Genomic DNA, 14719 nt, shown 5'->3' with positions numbered 1-14719 from the left:
TAGACGACAACAAAAACGAAGATTTAACACCAAAGGCTACACCGTTAGAGACGTCTTCAATTGAAGACACTACAGCTACAACTCCAACTGAGGCTTTGGCAAATACCGAAACTACAGCAAGTGATCTTAGTTTTACTAATCGTATTGACTTAAGTGAACTTCAAGACGGTATCGCATTAATAAAAAGCGAAATTAGTAAAGTTATTGTAGGTCAAAAAGGAATGATAGACATGCTCATTGCCTCTATTCTTGCTAATGGACATTCGTTAATTGAAGGTGTTCCTGGAGTTGCAAAAACCATTTCGGCAAAATTGTTAGCTAAATCTTTAGATGTTGGCTTTAGTAGAATTCAATTTACACCAGATTTAATGCCTAGTGACATTTTAGGTACATCGGTTTTTAATATGAAAAACTCAGAATTTGACTTTAAAAAAGGTCCGATTTTTTCTAATATGATTCTTATTGATGAGATCAATAGAGCGCCTGCAAAAACACAAGCTGCTTTATTTGAAGTTATGGAAGAACGTCAAGTTACCATTGATGGTAATAAATATAAAATGGAATTACCATTTATCGTCTTAGCAACTCAAAACCCTGTAGAACAAGAAGGAACTTACCGTTTACCAGAAGCACAATTAGACCGTTTCTTATTTAAAATTGACATTGATTACCCAAATATTGATGAAGAAGTAGAAATCTTAAATCGTGAACAAAATTTACAAGGTAAAGGAAAAACAGATCATGTTACTGCACATTTAAATGCAACCAAAATTATTAAGTTTCAAGGCTTAGTAGAGCAAATTAAAATTGAAGCGCACTTGATTAAATACATTGCAGATATGATTGTGAACACACGTAACAATCCGTTTTTATATTTAGGTGCATCGCCTCGAGCGTCTATTGCTATTTTAAAAGCAAGTAAAGCCTTTGCTGCTATGAGTGGACGAGATTTTGTAACACCAGAAGACATTAAACGTGCTGCCATACCAGTATTACAGCATCGTGTAATTGTAACTCCAGAGCGCGAAATGGAAGGTGTCACAACCAAACAAATTATAAAGCAAATTATTGAGGCTGTTGAAATACCAAGGTAATGACTTAAAGGTAGTGATCCGTTTTTAGTGAACACTAATTTAATAAACGACACCTGTAATTTGAATACTAAAAAAAGTATCATAAATAAACATTTTTTTGAAACATATTAAACCATTTTTTCTCCAAAACAGATTTTTCTATGCTTGCATGGTTATTATGGTATTATTTGTTTTGAGTTTTATTTTTCCTAGAGGATTTGCAATTGTAAAATTGCTGCTTCTACTATTGATAACGTTAACAATTTTAGATACCATCATTTTATTTGCTGCTAAAAACGGAGTTAAAGGTCAACGTGTGCTACCCGAAAAATTTTCTAATGGTGATGAAAATGGTGTAAATCTCTTAATTAATAACTACTACACCTTTAATGTCAATGTTACGATTATTGATGAGATTCCAGAGCAATTTCAAGTTAGAAATTTTAGAATAGACAGAAAATTAGAGGCTTCAAGCTCTTCAGAAATCCAATATAAATTGCGACCTGTAGAACGTGGTGAGTATCACTTCGGAAAGTTGAACATTTACGTTACTTCTGTTTTCGGACTAATTTCGAGACGTTTCATTTCCGAAGATAATGCCATGGTACCAACCTACCCTAGTTTTATGCAATTGCGCAAGTACGATTTGATGGCTATTAGTAATAATTTACATCAATATGGTATTAAAAAAATACGTAAAATTGGTCATACCATGGAGTTTGAACAAATAAAAGATTACGTGTTAGGAGATGATTTACGCACCATAAATTGGAAAGCAACTGCCAAACGTAACCAATTAATGGTGAATCAATTTCAGGATGAAAAATCTCAACCTATCTACTCTATTATTGATAAAGGTCGTGTGATGAAAATGCCTTTTGATGGGCTAACACTTTTAGATTATGCGATTAATGCTGCTTTAGTTATTTCTAATGTAGCACTAAAAAAACAAGACAAAGCAGGTATTTTGGCCTTTTCAAAAAAGGTAGAAAATATTGTGGTTGCTGAGCGACGTACATCGCAAATGAATCTCATTTTAGAAACGCTCTATAATGTGAGTACAGATTTTTATGAAAGTGATTACAGCCGACTTTATGCCGATGTTAAGCGTAATATCACACAACGAAGTTTAATGCTGCTCTACACCAATTTTGAAACTTTAGATAGCTTACATAGGCAATTACCATACTTAAAAGGTATTGCAAAAAGTCATTTACTTGTGGTTGTGTTCTTTAAAAACACAGAGCTTAACACCATTATTACCGAAAAAGCCGAAACCGTACAACAAGCTTACGACAAAGTTATTGCCGAGAAATTTGCTTTTGAAAAACGATTAATTGTTAATGAGCTTCAAAAATATGGGATTCAATCGATATTAACATCGCCTCAAGATTTAACAATTGATACCATTAATAAGTATTTAGAGATTAAAGCTAGAGGGTTGTTGTAAATTATTTAGGTCAAAACAGCTCATAAAGTTTCGTTTCGATAACACCTTTACCATCCTTCAAAATAATTGATGATAATAGGCGCTCATTTTTAACCTCAAAGTTAAATGGTGACACCAAAACATTGACTCCACTTTGTTTTTTCAATCTAATGCCTTGTCCCGAAATAATGTCAATATTTGGTATAAAATCAGCCACTGGCAAGTGCTCTGTTAAAATAATGTACTTAAAATGTTTAAGCTTAGCGAGTACGCATTGTATTTCGGCATTAGAAATATGTTGCAACACTTGTCGTAAAATTGCACAATCACCTTGTGGCAACTCATCTACTGCAAGATCTAAACATTGAAACTCTAAATTATTTGCAATAAACGTTGCCCTATTGTGCGCTATAAGGTTTGCCACGATATCTACAGCAATATAGTTTGCTGTGTGTTTTACTAAGTTTTTGCCAATATTAAAATCGCCACAGCCTAAATCACAAACCACTAACGCCTTGTCAAAAGACGTTAAAAATGAGGTTACAGCCTCTACATATGGATGAACAAATTCGGGATGATGCGAGCCTTCACCAGAATAAAACGGTGTGGTATGTGTTCCCCAAAGGTTCATATCATACACCTGCTCCATTGCCTTTTTTGTTGGCCAAGGTGTTTTTTTAGTTTTCAGCGCATCATGTGTTTCGCTCATTTTAAAGTTGCCTTTATATCAAATATAACCAATCGTTTGAAAATAGGAATACAATCTTTTTATCTTCGGAAATATCTATTGGATTCAGTTTGTTTTATTAATTTAGTATTTATCTCATACGATACAACTACGACCTATATCATATTTTAATGAATAACATATATTGTCATGATACACTTAATTGTAGGAAATACAGGTTCAGGAAAAACCACATACGCTAACCAGTTGAAAGCAAAAACCAATGGCATTGTTTTCTCCATAGACACTTGGAATAACACATTATTTCTTCCAGATAAACAACCTACAGATGGTCTCGATTGGTTTTTAGAACGTATAAACAGAGCAGAAAGCATCATATTAAATATAGTTGAGCAATTAGAAGATTCTAAAACAGATACGATTTTAGATTTAGGATTATCAAAATTTGAACATCGCGAAAAATTTAGAATGTTTGCCCAACTTCATGGTTATGAACTCCAACTTCATTTTTTAGATATTTCAAAAAACACTAGGTTTGAAAGAGTGATGAAAAGAAATAAAGATCAAGGTGATACTTTTGAATTTGAAGTTAGTGAAGACCATTTTAAATTTATGGAAACTTGGTTTGAAAAACCCACAGCAAAAGAAATGACAAATGGTGTTTTAGTTACCGAATAATTTATCTTTTAACTCACTAACTATCAATAAAACAGACTCATAAATGTTTGCTTTTTACATTTCAGCCATAAAAAATCACAACTGGGTAACTCTCTTTTCGTAAATGTGTGCTTTAATTGGATATTTGAATCATCAATAACAAACAAACCATTAAAACCACATATTATGAAATCATTAGTCTTATTTATCGTATTAACTTTAATTTCAACATTAGGATTTTCTCAAGATACTAAAGGTCACACATTAACAATAACAGTAGAAAATGCTAAAAGTGACGATGGCAAAATAGTTTTAGCGTTAAACACAGAAGCTACTTTTATGAAAACTCAACCTATACAAAGTGCATCTGCTACTATTAAAGATGGTACAGCTATCTTAACTTTTGAAAACATACAACCTGGTGACTACGCCATTATTGCATTACACGATTTAAATGGCAACCAAAGAATGGATTTTGATGCCAACGGAATGCCTGTAGAATCTTACGGGACGTCAAACAACCCAAGAAGTTTTGGTCCGCCAAATTATGGCGACGCAAAATTTAATGTCGCTAATAAAGATGTAGAATTGTCTATACGCTTCTAAAATAACAGCAATCAATCAATCAATCAATCAATCAATCAATCAATCAATCCTTACCAAAAGAACCTCATTTCGAGGTTTTTTTGTTTTATAACTTTTACCAAAATAATCTAAACATAATATTAGGAGTCAACCCAATTGAGAATTTATCAATGGCTTCAATAGCTCCATTAATATCATTATTTCCACGATATTCTCTGCTTATAAAATTAGTTTTATTGTACACGTTTCTAACAGAAAAACCCACTTTTGCCCTCAGTTTACTCGTTTTAGAAAACTTAAACTTATAGGTGCTAGAAAAATCTAATCTATGATAATCGGGTAAACGTTTTGTATTTACACCTTCATTAAACTGAAAGCTATTATTTCCAAACGTAGATGCTGTATAAGGTTTTCCTGTTTGCCATCTCCAACCTAATGCTACTTCAAAATTGGATAATTTATAACTCAATGATGTTGAAAACGCATGTTTAACATTTGATGTCGCTGTAAAATAATCATCCTCATTGATACTATCATACTTACTTTTAGATGTGTTAAACGAATAACTTAACCACGAATTAAACCTATTAAAACGCTTATTTAGAAACACATCAACACCAAAAACACGTTGTTCTCCTAAATTAAAATTACTGTTTTCGGGATTTAAAAATCCTAAAGATAATGCTGTGATATGATCTATTTTTTTATAATAATGATCAACATCAATGGTCCAACCGTTATTTGTATAAATAAATCCTGCGGAAATTTGCTTGCTATTAATAATAGGGAATTCATGACCATTTGCTAATCGCCATACTCTATTCTCTAATGACAAATCACTAATAATAGTTTCATCAATTTCACTAATAATTTGATGTTTTACTTCTCCAGAAATTTGAAGCTTCACATGTTTCACGAGGTCTTTATAAAGTATTAATCTTGGTTCAAACCTAAACGCATCTAATTCATAAAAATAGGTGGCTCTCGCACCAACCTCAACATCAAACCATTTTGGATTTTTATAATTATAATTAGCATAAATGCTATGGGTTTGCACAACTGTTTTATCTTCATCTAAAATAAACTGAAGAGTTGTAGTATTTAAAAATGCATAGGCCACATCTTTTAAAACATATTGATATCCAAACGTTGCCTTATTTTGCTTATTAATTTCCCAATCCAATTCGGTTGAAATACCAGAATCAAAAATGATGTTTCGTTTTTCAAAATTGGAGGTTTGTGCTTCTCCTTCCGAAGTAATAAAATTATAATTAAGCTTATAATTTGAAAAATAAGCCGAAGTAAGTTGCTTTAAATTTGTGCGCCACAATTTAGTCCAGCCCAAACCATAACCCGTATTTTTAATTGACATACGATCATTAAAAGTTTTGTTGGCTTGCGTATCATTAACCGTAAAATCTAAAGTATTATCAATAGATATGATGCTAGCATAAAGTGTATTATTAAAATTTGGCTTATAGTTTATTTTAATATTATAATCTACAAAACTAAAGTCGTTATTAGGATTATCACCATTTTTAATTTTAGTACTTTCAAATACTTTATCTGCCAATGTATTAAAAGCAAACGATTGATATGTATTTGTATAACTAGATCCCATAGAGGCTTGTACTGCCAAGGTGTCTTTAATAATTGGCACTTCTAAGTAAGCATCACCACTAATACCATTAACACCAATTTGGGCTTTGAGTTTTTCTTCAATTTTAGACGTTGTAGTCATAGAAATGACGCTAGACACTCGCTCTCCATATCTAGGGTTTGTCCCTTTATTTATAAATGTAACCTGCTTAGTTGCATTAGGGTTAAATGGCGAAATCATACCAAAAAGATGGCCTTTGTGATACATATTAATACCATCCCAAATTATCCTATTTTGATCCATCTTGCCGCCTCTAACCAAAAATCCAGAAGCAGTTTCATTAGGACTCACAACACCTGGTAATAATTGAATACTTTCTAAAACATCAGGCTCTGTAAGTCCAGGCAAAATCCCCAAAGTTGTTGGATTGATAAGAAAAGATGCATCTTTATTTTTAGTAATTCCTTTAGTGAGGTAACTATTAATAACTATTTTGTCTAATTCTAGAATTTGTGGCCCTAAGTTTGATGTATGCACAATAATATAACGATTATTGAGCACTTCAAAATCTAATTTTGTTTTGAGTTTTATAGCATCCAAAAGTTCATGTAGCGTTCTTTTTTCCTTGTTTAGTGTGAGGCTTAATCCAGTTAATTTCTCATCTTGAAATGAGAATTTTACATCATAAAGGGTTTCAATTTTTTCAAAAGCAGCTTGAAGCTGTACAGCATTAAATGCTATATAATATTTAGCCTCTTCTTGCGAAAAGGCTAAAAAAGGTAGAATTAACAAAATGGTGATTATCAATTTCTTCACTTCGTACTCAAATAGATGTTTCCTTTTTCTTTTTCAATAAATCGTATTTGTAAAGAATTAAATACTGTTTTTAAAGCCGTATTTAAATCTTTGTGCGTAAAACTACCCGTATAAATTAAGTTGCTATTAATGTTTGTGGTATCTATTGCAATATTGTATTGAGATTCTAGGCTTGTAATAACATATTTTAAAGGCACACTTTTAAAAGTACTTTCTCCTTCTAGCCATGACGGATTAGCACTGGTTGACTCCCATTGCTCTGCAGCAAAACCGTTAATTCTTCTAACAGTATTTGTTGGCAGTAATACAAAAGTGTCGTCATTAGATTTAACACGAACTTTCCCTTCAAAACAACGCACTTCAAACAAGTCGTGTTGCGAGTTTACATTAAACTGAGTTCCTAATACTGTAACCGTTCCATTATCTGTAATAACGGTAAATGCACTTCCTTTTTTCACTTTAAAAAAACCTTCCCCTTTTAGATTTAAAGTTCTATTATGCTCCCAATCATCTTTATTATAGGTTAAGGTAGATTTGGAGTTTAAAATAACTTCAGATCCATCTAAAAGCACCATCGTTTTTTGGTCGCCATAATTGGTCTCTAATGTAACAATATCGTCACCTAGAATAAAAAACAAACCAATCAATAGCACAACAGAAGCTGCAATTCCAAACAACCATCTTCCCGATTTTAATGATCGTACGTTACTTTGATCTTGACTTTGGCTTTTGGAAATATGATCTTGAATCTTCATGAAAGAAGCATCTGATGAAGACTCTAAAACGTCAAATATATTTAACCCTTCTCTTATTTTAACATACGAATTAAAATCTGCCTCAGACACTAACACCTTTAGTTCCTTATCACTGAGTTCTCCCACTAACCATTTGGCTAAAAAGGTTTCACTATTGTTATGTAAATCTTGTTCTTTCATGATCTTCTTCTATTAATACAACGAGATGCTAAAAAACCCTACCCAAATTTTAAAATAATTAAACATTACCAATTTCTTCACGTATCACAACTAAAGCTAAATGCATTCTTTTCTCAATGGCTTTCACCGAAACATCCAACTGTAATGCAATCTCTTTGTAAGTCTTTTTTTCTATTCTATTTAATAAAAACACTTCTTTTTGTTTTTCTGGCAAAGCATTTATGGTACGTTCTAACTTATCCATAAATTCCTTTTCTAATAAGATGAACTCAGGTGTTTCATTGTTTTTGTGAACCCTTAAACTATGTTGATGTTTTCTAACCACTTTGTCATGCTTAATTGTATTTAAAAAAGTGTTATTCGCTATGGTATACAAATAACTTTTTACGCTTTCATATTTTACTTTACTACAATTATCCCATAGTTTTATAAAGGTGTCTTGTAAAATATCTTCGGTTTTATCTAGATCTTGAGTTTTATAAAATATAAAGCGCCTTAAATCTTTTGAAAACATCTTATAGACATTTTCAAAAGTTACAACTTCGCATATATTTTGCTGATCTTTAGACATTCACTAACTTAAACATAGTTCCAAAACTAGGTAAAAAATAATTATAGAAAAAAGTAGGGTATTTTAAATGTGTGTTGTTTTACTATTGATTAATCGCTATGAAATTGAAATACGAACTCAAAAAATTGAAATTATGAAACATTTTAAATTAATACTTTTAAGTGCATTATTTGTCGCATGTTGCTTCACGTCTTGCACCAATAATGAACCAGTTGTAGATGAGCAAAACATTAATGATAGCGCTTCAATCACAACTTCTTTAGCAGCACTTAGAACTCAATTTAATTCTCAAGGCAATGTGATCCCAACTGAAAACCCTACAGGCAATATTGTCTTTGATTTCTGTTTTGATTTTGTGTATCCTTTACATTTATCCTACAACAACAGCACTACAGTTACTGTAAATAATTTAGATGAATTAATAGATGTATCAATCAACACAACAAACAATCTATACATAAGTGGTATTGAATTCCCTTTTAATGTAGAAGTTTACAATGAAGACCAAGATGCTATTATAATTACTACAATCGCTAACGAAACTCAATTTGCAACTTTAATAGAAACTTGCGATTTTAATACCAGCTCATCATGTGAATGCTACGAAATTTACGATCCTGTTTGTGTAGACATTACCGCTCCAAATGGTCAAACATTTGTTATGACCTATCCAAATGCATGTTACGCAGAGTGTGATGGCTTCACCGAAGCCGATTTCATAGAAAATTGTCAAGGCGATTATAATAATCCTGGTGGTTCTAATTGCTTTACATTTAATTTCCCTTTATCAATTATTACTGATAATGGAGACACAATTACAGTAAACTCTCAAGCTGAATTAGACACTATACTCTATAATTCATATTACTTTGACTTTGTATATTCCTTTGATGTGACATTAGCAGATGGAACCTTACTTAGCATTGGTAACCAAGAGGCTTATATTGAATTATTAGATTCTTGCAATACAAATACCGATTGTGAATTAGATCTTCCAAGTTTAGAAGGATTACTAACCTCTTGCGATTTATATGAAATCGTCATATTTAATCAAAACGGAACGCTCGTTGATGTTAACCAGGTGATGTATAACGCTAACGGAAATCTTATAGTCAATGGAGAAATAGCTGTAACAGATCTAGGCACATGGAGTCTCGACAATTCTTCTAACAATCTCACATTGCATATGAGCGGATTATTAAATTTCACTTTACTTAATGGCAATTGGGATTTTCTTGACTGCTCAACCGGAAATTTAATTTTCTCAAATGGAGACTACACCATCAATTTAGCTTGCCAAGACTGTATATGCACAGGTGAAGCAATTCCTGTATGTGTTGAAGTAGACACAGGTTCAGGAATAGAAATTATTACATTCGTTAATGAATGTGAAGCAGAGTGCGCAGGTTACACACAAAATGATTTTGTTGAATGTGAAAACAATACCACCAACTGTTCTGAACAAGAATTAAATGCTATTTTAAATGAATGTGTTTGGTATGTAAATACAAGTTTATATCAAAATGTAGCTCCAGAGTTCTTTATATTTAATCCAGATGGAAGTTGGTCTGTAGGTAATCCAGAATCAAATGATACAGTGACTTTAGGTACCTGGGGAACCATACAAAACCCAAGCAAAAATCAATTAGCAGTCTCTTTTGGTACTGATGTAGAACCTTACGCATCAATAGCTGCCTTAGATTGGACCGTAGTTGTATGTAGTGAAGAGTATGTTACCTTAGCATCTAATAACCAAGTCATACAATTAGAACGAGATTGTAACTAATCTCCTGTTTTAGTTGGTTGGTTTATAAACTTAAAAACCCTTCAAAACACAATGTTCTGAAGGGTTTTATATTTATTATTTTTTCTTCGGAAATTAAACCGACTCACCCAACCAGGCTTTCATCATCCAAACCGTTTTTTCTTGTTCAGTAATAAAATCACTCATCATTGAGTTTGTACCTTCATCATTAGCCTCACCAGAATCATCTAATATTTGACGCTCAATTTTTAATAACTCTGACAGAGAATCAACAATAAGTTGTACCGCTTTTTCATCTTCAGAAATGTTCTTCCCAACTGGCACTTTAGCAGCTTTAGAATAATCTTCAAACGTATGTAAAGGTGTTGCTCCAAGGGTTAAAACACGTTCTGCAATTTCATCTACTTTAACATTGGCGTCTGTGTATAATTCTTCAAATTTAGGATGCAATTCAAAAAAACGCTTACCTTTAATATTCCAGTGAATACCTCTTAGATTTTGATAATATATTTGAAAATTAGCCAATAACGTATTTAAATCATTCGCAATTTCTTTTGTTTTTGTGGTTTCTAAACCTATACTGTTAGTTGTCATAATAATTGTTTTATTTTATGATATAAAGTTACTGAATATTAAACTTAATTCGCCATAGCTTTAATGAATAGTTGTTATATCTTTATAGCTTAAATCAATCCATATGACTATTACACAATTAAAATACGTTTTAGCCATTGCTGAATATAAAAATTTCACAAAGGCTGCCGAAAAATGTTTCGTTACCCAACCCACATTAAGTACACAAATTCAAAAATTAGAAGACCAATTAGATGTTCAAATATTTGACCGTAGTAAAAAACCAATCGAACTAACAGATGTAGGTCGTAAAATAGTACAACAAGCTAAGAATATTGTTGACGAGTCTGAACGTATTCAAGATATTGTTGATCAACAAAAAGGATTTATTGGTGGTGAATTTAGAATAGGCATTATACCTACAATAATGCCAACTTTATTGCCTATGTTTCTTAAAAACTTTATAAAAAAGTACCCTAAAGTACATCTTAAAATTGAAGAGCTAACCACCGAAGAAATTATAACACGTGTTATGGAAGGTCATCTAGATGCAGCTATTGCAGCTACGCCTTTAGAACATGAGTCTATAAAAGAGCGTGTTTTATATTATGAACCTTTTGTAGGCTACATACCTCATGACCATAGATTAAAAGACAAGAAAAAAATTGATGTTACCGATTTAGATTTAAATGATATGCTACTTCTAGAAGATGGTCATTGCTTTAGAGATGGCGTCATTAATCTTTGTAAAGTTTTAAAAACTCATGACGATGATCAATTTCAACTAGAAAGTGGAAGTATTGAAACCTTAGTAAAATTATCTAATGAAGGTTTAGGCATGACACTTCTACCGTATTTAAACACCTTAGATTTGAGCGATAAAATGTCCTCTATGTTACATCATTTTAATGATCCATCTCCTGCTAGAGAAGTAAGTATTATTTATCATAAAAATGAACTGAAGTTGCAAATTATTGATGCCTTACATGATGTTATTTCTGGTGTTATTCGTGGAGCGATCGCATTTCAAAATGTTGAAATTATTAGTCCGTTACCAAAATAAATTACAGACACGAGTTTTGTAGTTGGCACATTTCAGTAGAAAACAAAAAAATAAACCGCAGTTATACAATGACGTTATAACTGCGATTTCTTACTTTATAATACCTACATTTATAAAGCGTAATTAAGATATACAGAGAACTGCTGTTGCGACTCTACATTGCCATCAAATAAATCTTGATGAATAGGCAATGTATATTTTATACCCAACAAAAAATCATCCCTATTAAATTCTGAACCTATTGAGCCATTAAAAATAGAGCCATTTGTATCTTGCAATTGCTCACCATACTGCTCTATAGAATCATAAATATCTCCAGAAAACCCTAAAAATGGTTTTACGGTGACTTTTTTTAATTCTATGTTATAAAATGCGCTACTACCATAACTAAATTGATCACCAAACTTGTAATCATTTTTGTTTTTAGACTTAAAATAGTAACTCAAATTAGCAACGACTCCAAAATTATTTTTACTGTATCCATACATAATTGAAGGAAAAACATCTAAGCTACCTGTACCAACTTGAAAACCTGGATTTACCTTATCTGTTAGGCGTTCTTCAAATTCTCCTGTTGGTAATTTAATACCTAATCCCACATTTAGCATATGGTTAGAGCGTTCTCTTTCTGTATTAAAATCAACCTCATCATCTGCTCGCTTTTTATATAACTTTATTTGATACCAGGTCATAAAGTTTATATCTCCTAAACCGCTAATATGCTCGTTTCTATCTTCAAATTCTCGATTTAAATCTTGAAAAGGAATAACAGCTGTCACAAAAAAGGATTCACATATTGGCACTCGTCCCCAAAGTTGGTAGGTATTAAAACGCTCTTTACTTATAGGTGAGTTTGAAAAAATGCCATCACGAGACTCATAATTTTGGTGTATATATCTCAATCCAGTAAAATTGGACATACTTAAATCCCCAAATGAAGAGCTTCCTCCAGTTGTGGTGCAACTGCAAAGATCACATGCATAGATGTTTCCGAAGGAAAACAAACTAAAGAGCAAGAGTACTGTAATTTTTGTTATTTTAAAATTCTGAAAATCTATCATCTTGTAAAAATTCATGATCTGTTAATGTGTTTAAAAAAGCGATAATGCTTTCCTTTTCATAATTAGAAAGTGTAATACCATAGGTTCCATTTTCTCTTAAAAGCGAAGGATCTACATTACCATTATCTGTACCTCCAGAATTATAAAACTCTAAGACAGCTTCTAATGTTGAAAACCTACCATCATGCATATATGGATAAGTTACTTCTATATTGCGCAAACTGGGTACACGAAACTTATATAAATCATCTGGATTTTCAAATAAGTTGTATCGACCTTTATCATCTAACATTGGGTTTACAGAGAGACCGTTGTTTCTATAGGTATGATCTGTAAAAAGATCTGTTGCATGACAACTTGCACAGTTAGTTTCAAAATTTGCTAAACCATCTAACTCGATATTGCTTAATTGTACGTTATCTTCTCCTCTCACATATTTATCATATTTAGAATTTGAGGAGACCATCATATTCATAAATTGAGATAAGGCCTTAAGCATATTCTCGCTATTAATTTCTCCATTTTCAAATGCGCGCCCAAATTGATATTGGTAACCAGCATCATTTTTAAGTTTGTTAATAACGTTACTCAATATTTCTCCCATTTCTAGCTCGCTAGTAATTGGTATGATGGGTTGAAAATCTAAGTGAGAAGCCGCTCCATCCCACATAAATTCCATTTGGTAGGCCATATTTTGAATAGGTTGCGCATTTCTAAAACCCACACCTCCATTCACACCATGACTTAATGTGTGACCATGATGCGTGAAGGCAAAAGCTTGTTCATGGCAAAAGGCACATGAAATGGCATCATTTGAAGACAATTTGCCTTCATAAAATAATAATTTACCAAGTTCAAAACCCTCTTGCGTGACAGGATTATTATCTAAATTATACTGAATTTGAGGAAAATTCTCTGGGATAACGACCTCTAAAGGTGTTGCTTGATACCCATTAATTTCGTCAGTTTTAGAACATGAGAACACACACAAACTCAACACTAATAGTGTTACCTTTTTCATACTAGAATAGTATTTAGTAAATAAAAAAACTATCAGGCCATAATAGACCTGATTGCTTTTTTAATACAATTAGTTATTGTGAATGTGATGTACCTCAAACATACCCATAACATTATTTGCTATGATTGGAGTTTCGTTAGCATCTGTATGTACTTGATCGTAACCATCCATAAAATTCACCGAAGTTTCACCATCAAAGGCTTGAGAAATATCTGCAACAATATGAATTTCTGGTTGAGAAGCTTCTCTCACACGCACTGTATTTGGCAACGTTAAATTTACGGCTCTATAGTTATCTAAAGATGTACCAACGCTTCCCATGTGTAGGTTTAATGGTTCATCTGTCATTGTATCTGATGAAAAAGTACCATCAAATCGAATAAATTTATAACCCGAAGCCCATGACCAGAACATCCCTTGATCTTGAGCATATTCTAAAAAGTCACCTTGACCATCAGCTCCCAAGGCAAAACGATCTTGATCGATACCAACTCCAAAGCTTACAGATACATAATCTGCTGCAGTAACATTTTCTAACACTACATAAATTTCTCCTGCATTATTTCCATTGGCTTCATCTACTATAAATACATTATCTGCAGTAGGGTATGTAAACACATTACCTGGGTCATCGGTTAATTGAACATTACTTATAATGTACTTTAAATTGTCTAATTTATATGACTCATTGTTTGATTTTGAATAGGTTGTTCCGAAGATAAAATCTTGGTCTCCAACACCGTTATCAAATTTTAATATAAGTTCACCTGTTTGTCCTGTAAGGTCTTCTCCTGATGCGTCATCATCTGATGCGCAAGATATCATTGATATGCATAGCATAATTGCAAATGCTATTTTTGTAATTTTCATTTGTATAAGATT

At 32.3% G+C, this 14719-nt stretch carries 14 protein-coding genes; 6 read left to right on the top strand and 8 right to left on the bottom strand.

What is annotated here, in order from left to right:
• Positions 1-95 precede the first annotated feature (95 nt).
• Complete coding sequence (locus TD29_RS07095) at positions 96-1094, top strand: AAA family ATPase (protein WP_040280115.1); 999 nt, start codon at positions 96-98, stop codon at positions 1092-1094.
• Positions 1095-1242: 148 nt separating this feature from the next.
• Positions 1243-2523, top strand: a complete 1281-nt coding sequence (locus tag TD29_RS07090; protein WP_052467012.1) for a DUF58 domain-containing protein — start codon at positions 1243-1245, stop codon at positions 2521-2523.
• Between the two features lie 10 nt (positions 2524-2533).
• Here the strand turns inward: TD29_RS07090 and TD29_RS07085 are convergent, their stop codons facing one another.
• Complete coding sequence (locus tag TD29_RS07085) at positions 2534-3211, bottom strand: class I SAM-dependent methyltransferase (RefSeq protein WP_040279794.1); 678 nt, start codon at positions 3209-3211, stop codon at positions 2534-2536.
• Between the two features lie 168 nt (positions 3212-3379).
• Between TD29_RS07085 and TD29_RS07080 the strand changes: the two genes are divergently transcribed.
• Entirely contained in the window at positions 3380-3868 is a 489-nt protein-coding gene (locus TD29_RS07080) for an AAA family ATPase (RefSeq protein WP_040279793.1), read from the top strand.
• 165 nt (positions 3869-4033) lie between these two features.
• On the top strand, positions 4034-4453 hold the full coding sequence (locus TD29_RS07075; protein WP_040280113.1) for a DUF2141 domain-containing protein: 420 nt from the start codon (positions 4034-4036) through the stop codon (positions 4451-4453).
• 94 nt (positions 4454-4547) lie between these two features.
• On the opposite strand, the gene TD29_RS07070 is transcribed toward TD29_RS07075, so the two are convergent.
• From TD29_RS07070 to TD29_RS07060, 3 genes are read right to left on the bottom strand one after another with little or no spacing between them, the layout of a single operon-like run.
• A complete protein-coding gene (locus tag TD29_RS07070; protein ID WP_161792604.1) occupies positions 4548-6839 on the bottom strand; it encodes a TonB-dependent receptor plug domain-containing protein in 2292 nt (763 codons plus the stop codon).
• Positions 6840-6844: 5 nt separating this feature from the next.
• The gene (locus tag TD29_RS07065) at positions 6845-7783 is read right to left on the bottom strand and encodes a FecR family protein (RefSeq protein WP_052467011.1); all 939 of its coding nucleotides are present in this window, start codon (positions 7781-7783) and stop codon (positions 6845-6847) included.
• A gap of 58 nt (positions 7784-7841) precedes the next feature.
• Positions 7842-8354 (bottom strand): RNA polymerase sigma factor, encoded by a 513-nt coding sequence (locus tag TD29_RS07060; protein WP_040279791.1) that lies wholly within the window; start codon positions 8352-8354, stop codon positions 7842-7844.
• A gap of 133 nt (positions 8355-8487) precedes the next feature.
• On the opposite strand from TD29_RS07060, the gene TD29_RS07055 reads away from it, so the two are divergent.
• Entirely contained in the window at positions 8488-10140 is a 1653-nt protein-coding gene (locus tag TD29_RS07055) for a hypothetical protein (protein WP_152611483.1), read from the top strand.
• A gap of 93 nt (positions 10141-10233) precedes the next feature.
• Here TD29_RS07055 and TD29_RS07050 read toward each other — a convergent pair whose 3' ends face one another.
• Positions 10234-10713, bottom strand: a complete 480-nt coding sequence (locus TD29_RS07050) for a Dps family protein (protein ID WP_040279789.1) — start codon at positions 10711-10713, stop codon at positions 10234-10236.
• Positions 10714-10816: 103 nt separating this feature from the next.
• Between TD29_RS07050 and TD29_RS07045 the strand changes: the two genes are divergently transcribed.
• Positions 10817-11755: a LysR family transcriptional regulator gene (locus TD29_RS07045; RefSeq protein WP_040279788.1), complete on the top strand. Its 939-nt coding sequence runs from the start codon at positions 10817-10819 to the stop codon at positions 11753-11755.
• 110 nt (positions 11756-11865) lie between these two features.
• Here TD29_RS07045 and TD29_RS07040 read toward each other — a convergent pair whose 3' ends face one another.
• The 3 genes from TD29_RS07040 to TD29_RS07030 form a co-directional block, all read right to left on the bottom strand.
• Positions 11866-12831 (bottom strand): transporter family protein, encoded by a 966-nt coding sequence (locus tag TD29_RS07040; RefSeq protein ID WP_040279787.1) that lies wholly within the window; start codon positions 12829-12831, stop codon positions 11866-11868.
• Positions 12794-13837, bottom strand: coding sequence for a cytochrome-c peroxidase (locus TD29_RS07035; protein ID WP_040279786.1), 1044 nt, complete (start codon positions 13835-13837; stop codon positions 12794-12796). The genes TD29_RS07040 and TD29_RS07035 overlap by 38 nt, the downstream gene beginning before the upstream one ends.
• Before the next feature lie 69 nt (positions 13838-13906).
• Positions 13907-14707 carry an MbnP family protein gene (locus TD29_RS07030; RefSeq protein ID WP_040279785.1) on the bottom strand — a complete coding sequence of 267 codons (801 nt, stop codon included), beginning with the start codon at positions 14705-14707 and terminating at the stop codon, positions 13907-13909.
• Positions 14708-14719 lie beyond the last annotated feature (12 nt).

It is taken from the genome of Psychroserpens damuponensis (assembly GCF_000826655.1).
Lineage (GTDB): Bacteria > Bacteroidota > Bacteroidia > Flavobacteriales > Flavobacteriaceae > Psychroserpens > Psychroserpens damuponensis.
This window is presented reverse-complemented; position numbering and strand designations above follow the sequence as displayed.